The following is a 5,024-nucleotide window of genomic DNA, read 5'->3' as shown; positions in this document are numbered from 1 at the left end:
CCCCCTATAGATTCAGACAAAAGCCATCAGGGGAATCGGCAACTTTTCATCCGGCATAACGCCACGATCGATCAGGCGATCGCAGCGTTGAACAGCCCTGATGATCAATGACACCGAGATTTCCTTCCAACCGGATGGAAAGTTCTCGGTTCCCAGAGGTCTTTCGCTGGGGGATAGCGAATTCAGACTGGTGGCAATTGATGAATGGGGAAAGACTGGGGAAACCTCCGTAAAGGTAACGCGCACGATTGACTCTAAGAGCATTGCCGCAATTCCGCTATTGGCTCCCAACCAAGCAAAGTCAAAGCCGCGCCCAAAGGGAGTTGCTCTGATTATCGGAGTGGAGCGGTATCAATCTGCTCCATCAGCCGAGTTCGCTGAAAATGATGCCCGTAGGTTTTACGATTATGCCATCAATGCACTTGGTATTCCTCGTGACCGCGTCAAGCTGCTGACCGGAACCGATGCCCGCCGCCTTGACATCCAAAAGGCTGTCCGAACTTGGGTCAAGCCACTGATTGCAAAAGGGCAAAGCGATGTATTTGTTTTCTTTTCAGGTCATGGTCTGTCTTCTGAAGACGGTAGCAACTTGTTTCTTATGCCTTACGATGGTGAGAGCGCTTTGCTGGAGGAGAGTGCCATTCGTCGCAAGGACCTAGTTGATGGAATATCAGAGGCTGGCGCAGCATCTACCACCCTGTTTCTTGACACCTGCTACTCCGGCGGGACTCGGGGCAAGGAGTCTTTGGTGGCTTCTGCCCGCCCGATCCTGGTGACGGCCAAGGAACTGGCGGCACCTCCCAACGTCACCATCCTGGCTGCTGCGGGGAATGATCAATTGTCCAGCTCTCTCCCTGCCGCCAAGCACGGTCTGTTCAGCTATTTCCTGATGAAGGGGTTGGAGGGCGAAGCCGCCGGTCCCGACCGCACCATCACCGCCGCCAAGCTGGAAGCTTATCTTGCCGAAAAGATCACAGTCGAGGCAGCCAAATTGGGGCGGGCTCAAACGCCCCAGTTGATCGGCGATGGCAGCAGGGTGATCTCATCATGGTGACTTGGTGGAATTCTAGCATTGGCTGCGGCTGACTTTTTCCCTGCGGAATTTATGCGCCAGGAGGTAGATATGAGAGTCGCAAAGTTTCTGATAATAACAATGCTATCCGGAGCTTTATGCTCATGCGCAAGACCAACCGTGCCGGATGGCATATCTGATGCGACGCATATACTTAGTGGCATTGAGCGTTATCCCCAAATAGGCCCAGAATATGTGGAAGTTTTTTTGTCTGAGCCAAACTTCCAATTCAAAACGATAGGAATAATTAATGCCAGGGGGATGGCAAATATGGAGATGTACGCTCTTCGCGGATTGGCGAGTCTCGACGTTAAAAGTGCTCTTGGCCTGCAGGTCGCGGGCGAGAAAGAAGATCTTACGCTTGCAATGCGGGCTCTGAAAAAAGAGGCCGCCAGCATAGGAGCGAATGGGGTCATTATTAAAAGCAATGAGCAAATCCAAATTGGATATAATGCAAGCGAGAGGAGAATTTCAGGTGTAGCAATACGGTATTAAGGCGGTAGATTCTGCTTTATGTTCAGCAGGGGCGCATTCGTATTTATCCGTAAGTGGCGCTCGTGCTTTTCTGATCCGCTCACGGTATCTCCCGGCGAACGGAAGGCTGCGGCATGGTTTCCTGGGATGCCGCCGGTGCCAGATAGGTTGGCGCAGTCTTCTCTCCGGCCACCACCGGGGGAGGAGTGCTTTCCCCTTGACGGGGCCGAGGTTGGGCAAGCCTGGGGCCGTCAGCGGGCGTAACAGGTGTTGGAGCAGACTTGGCGGTAACCGGCTGAGTGGTGTCGGTCGGAGGGGCGGTGCGGCTGACGATGACCAATACGGCCAGGGCGGCAACCGCCATGGCCAGCGCGACGCCCGACCATTTCCAGATCGGGAATGACCGAGGTGGTGACGACGGCAATGTCGCCGCCACCCGGCTCATGGCGACGGCGGATGCCATCAAGTCAGCAGGAGCGGCTTCCCGTGATGCCGCCAGCGCGTCCAGGAACGTATCGGCGCTGGCGGCGTCATGGAGGGCCGTGGGGGATTGGGACAGGCGGGCGTGGATGTCCTGCTGGCCCGTCTCATTCAACCCACCATCCAGATACGCCGCCAGTTCTGCGACGTCCAGCGCGTCCGATTCGCCACGATCCAGGCCCGTCGCAAGGTGGGCGACTTGACGTGGATGGACGCCATCTCCCGCCGCATTGTCGGCATTGCCGAAAAGCCGCTCGAACAGCGCATGAAGGGGGCCGGGGGTCACGGTCTGATGTCTCCTCGCTGAACCATTAGACGGACGCCTTCCACATTTTGACCGCCGGATGCCGGTCCAGGGTGTCGCGCAGCCGGGTCATGACCCGCTGCTTCAGCTTGTAGACCTCCTCCACCGGGCGACGCATCAGGCGGGCGACTTCACGGGCTGGCATGGGTTCACCGCTACCTAATGCGATGTGCAGGTATAGGCGCTCCGTCTCGGAAAGGCTGGCAGCGGCCTCTCGCAGAACCTCGGATGCCAACGACAACAGGCGCCCCCCTTCCTGCTCCAACAGGGCATCTTCCGGCGATGGCTGATCCGAGGGGATGTCTTCCCATTCCGTTGTCTGGGCCTCGGCCCTCTGCTGACGGAGCGGCATGGTGCTGCGGATGAAGTCGATCAGCAACCGGTCCACCATGTGTAGGACGAAGCCAGTGAAGCTGCCGATGCCGCGATACGCTTTCAGCCGCCGGTAATCGTCGGCGATCAACGCCACGCAGATGTCCTGGTAGGCATCTTGGCGTAAGTCCACACGATCTGCTCCGGGAAGGCGGCGGCTGATGATGCGATTGATGTCGGCGGCGAAGAACCGCTCGAACGCGGCCCAGCCATCGGACACAGAATGGGCTTGGAACAGGCGCAACAGCCGCTCGGCCAGTACATCCCTGGTCACCAGGGCGACGAAGGTCTCGATCCGGCTGGAGCCGTTATAGGCCCGCAGCCGCCGGAAACCATCGGCGCGAAGGGCCTCCATGACATCCGAGAACGCTCCACGGGCGTCAGCATCATCCCCACAGAGCAATCGGCAGGCAGCCCAGACCGTATCGGCAATGCGGCGCACAAGCCTGTCCCAAGCCAGCGGCTTGCCCTCGATGACGGACCGGACGACATCTCGGTCTTGGGCTGTATCGACGGCCACCACAGGAATGCCCCCTTCAAGCAAGGTCTGAGGTTAGCCCAAATTCAGAAAAGGGAGAAAGAAGAAGCGTGAGGCCGAGGCCTTTCAGGATGCTTGTTCGCCTGTAGCGCCACGCCGTTCCCTTTGCCATGATGTGGAGTTGGCGAATGGGAGGGGGCACGGCGGCGATGCAGCGGGGCGTTTGGGTCAAGGGGCTGAGCAAGGACGACAAGGCGGCCATCGCAGCCACCTGCGAGCGGTTCATCGACGAGGTGCTGAAGCCCCGCTTCCTGCCCGAGATCCGTCCCACCGAATTCACCTATCCCGTCGACATCACCGGCAAGTGGCGCGGCGACCGTTACAGCTTCATCCAGCGCTACCGCTCGGGTTTCGCCGACACAGCGGGCGAGGAATTCGACCACGCCTTCGCCCGCCTCGACCATGTCAGCGGCGAGCGCTTCGACCTGATGTGGCACCGCCATACCCGGCCAGTGGCTGTGCTTCCAGGCCGGAATCACCGTCCCCGAGACGCTGGCGCTGATGGAAACGGAAGGACTGCTCCAACCGCTATGACCCGCCTCGATGTCGATACCCTGCGGCGGATGCCTGACGCCCGGCTGCGGTGCCGTCCCGTTCAACAAAATCGTCGAAGGTTTCCGGCCCGACCACACTCTGCTGGCCGGAGCGGTGCCGCTGTATGGCCGCGCTTCCGGGTCCACATGGCGCGCCGCCGATCTGCCGGCTGCCGGTGACAGCCCGGCGTCGGCGTGATAGACGGTGACCATGTCCAGTCCTGATGCCCTCTACCATCGCCTGCTCTCCCATCCGCTGATGGCGGAGCAGCTTGTGCGTGAGTTCGTGCCCGAGGCCATGGCTGTCGGGCTGGACTTTGCCGGCATGGAGCGAATCAACGCCAAGTTCCATGACCGTGACGGCAAGCGCCGTGAAGGCGATGTGATCTGGAGAATACCGACAGTCGATGGCGAGGACGTTGTCTTGCATATCCTGTGAGAGTTTCAATCGTCGATCGGCTGGTGGATGGCTGTCCGCACCCAGGTCTACGAGGGGATGCTGTGGCAGCATCTGATTGCCGAGAAAAAACTGAAATCCGGCGACCGCCTGCCGCCTGTGCTGACCCTGGTCCTCTATAACGGCGAACACCGGTGGCACGCCCCGACCGACACCGTCCCGCTGATCGCCTTGCCCGCCGAGTCGCCACTGTGGCCTTGGCAGCCGCGCGCCCGCTGCCATCTCCTCGACATGGGCGCGGTGCCGGAAAAGGAACTGGCGATCCGCGACAGCTTGGCGGCATTGCTGTTCCGGCTTGAACACCCCCACGAGCCGGAAGAATTGGCAGGACTGATCGATGACGTGGTAGCATGGTTTCGGCGTCATCCGGGCTACGATGAACTGAAAAAGCTGTTCACCGAACTGGTGCGGCAGGCGATTGAAGGCTACGAGGCTTCGGTGATCGTGCCCGGCGACATGATGGAGATGCGGTCAATGTTGGCGAATCTGGGTGAGACCTGGAAAAAGCGGTGGAAGGCAGAGGGCGTCGCCGAGGGGCGCGTCGAGGGCGAAGCCAGGGGCGAAGCCAAGGCTCTCATTCGCCTCGTTGAAAAGCGGTTCGGCCCACTACCAGCCGATCTGCAGGCTCGCGTTTTGGCCGCCGATGCTGTCTCGGTCGAGACGTGGCTTGACCGCCTGATGGAGGCTTCGAGCCTGGATGTGCTGTTCAGCGCCACGAACTGAAGGTGCGTTCCGACGCACTGCCAGGGCACTGATGGCTCCCGCAACCGATTGATTTTATTGTGGAGAGGGCA

General features: G+C 59.9%; 5 protein-coding genes and 1 pseudogene. 4 read left to right on the top strand and 2 right to left on the bottom strand.

What is annotated here, in order from left to right; translation table 11 throughout:
- Positions 1-100: 100 nt before the first annotated feature.
- Together MTBSS4_RS17605 and MTBSS4_RS17600 are read left to right on the top strand one after the other, a co-directional pair.
- Entirely contained in the window at positions 101-1,054 is a 954-nt protein-coding gene (locus MTBSS4_RS17605) for a caspase family protein (protein WP_173984687.1), read from the top strand.
- A gap of 69 nt (positions 1,055-1,123) precedes the next feature.
- Entirely contained in the window at positions 1,124-1,567 is a 444-nt protein-coding gene (locus MTBSS4_RS17600; protein ID WP_173984686.1) for a hypothetical protein, read from the top strand.
- Between the two features lie 79 nt (positions 1,568-1,646).
- On the opposite strand, the gene MTBSS4_RS17595 is transcribed toward MTBSS4_RS17600, so the two are convergent.
- Both MTBSS4_RS17595 and MTBSS4_RS17590 read right to left on the bottom strand, forming a co-directional pair.
- Positions 1,647-2,312 carry a hypothetical protein gene (locus MTBSS4_RS17595; RefSeq protein ID WP_173984685.1) on the bottom strand — a complete coding sequence of 222 codons (666 nt, stop codon included), beginning with the start codon at positions 2,310-2,312 and terminating at the stop codon, positions 1,647-1,649.
- A 25-nt stretch (positions 2,313-2,337) separates the two neighbouring features.
- Positions 2,338-3,225 (bottom strand): RNA polymerase sigma factor, encoded by an 888-nt coding sequence (locus MTBSS4_RS17590; RefSeq protein ID WP_254432643.1) that lies wholly within the window; start codon positions 3,223-3,225, stop codon positions 2,338-2,340.
- A 143-nt stretch (positions 3,226-3,368) separates the two neighbouring features.
- Here MTBSS4_RS17590 and MTBSS4_RS17585 point away from each other — a divergent pair, with 143 nt between their 5' ends.
- Positions 3,369-3,953 carry a hypothetical protein gene (locus MTBSS4_RS17585; RefSeq protein WP_217425573.1) on the top strand — a complete coding sequence of 195 codons (585 nt, stop codon included), beginning with the start codon at positions 3,369-3,371 and terminating at the stop codon, positions 3,951-3,953.
- 31 nt (positions 3,954-3,984) lie between these two features.
- Positions 3,985-4,953: pseudogene (locus MTBSS4_RS17570) on the top strand (Rpn family recombination-promoting nuclease/putative transposase).
- Positions 4,954-5,024: the final 71 nt, after the last annotated feature.

This window comes from Magnetospirillum sp. SS-4 (genome assembly GCF_902729425.1).
Classification (GTDB): domain Bacteria; phylum Pseudomonadota; class Alphaproteobacteria; order Rhodospirillales; family Magnetospirillaceae; genus Phaeospirillum.
The sequence above is the reverse complement of the archived record's forward strand: the minus strand, read 5'-3'. Positions and strand labels throughout refer to the sequence as shown.

Excerpts from the sequence above, each read along its gene's own strand:
- MTBSS4_RS17585 (WP_217425573.1), top strand. The coding sequence starts at position 3,369 with ATGGGAGGGGGCACGGCGGCGATGCAGCGGGGCGTTTGGGTCAAGGGG.
- MTBSS4_RS17600 (WP_173984686.1), top strand. The coding sequence starts at position 1,124 with ATGAGAGTCGCAAAGTTTCTGATAATAACAATGCTATCCGGAGCTTTA.
- MTBSS4_RS17605 (WP_173984687.1), top strand. The coding sequence starts at position 101 with ATGATCAATGACACCGAGATTTCCTTCCAACCGGATGGAAAGTTCTCG.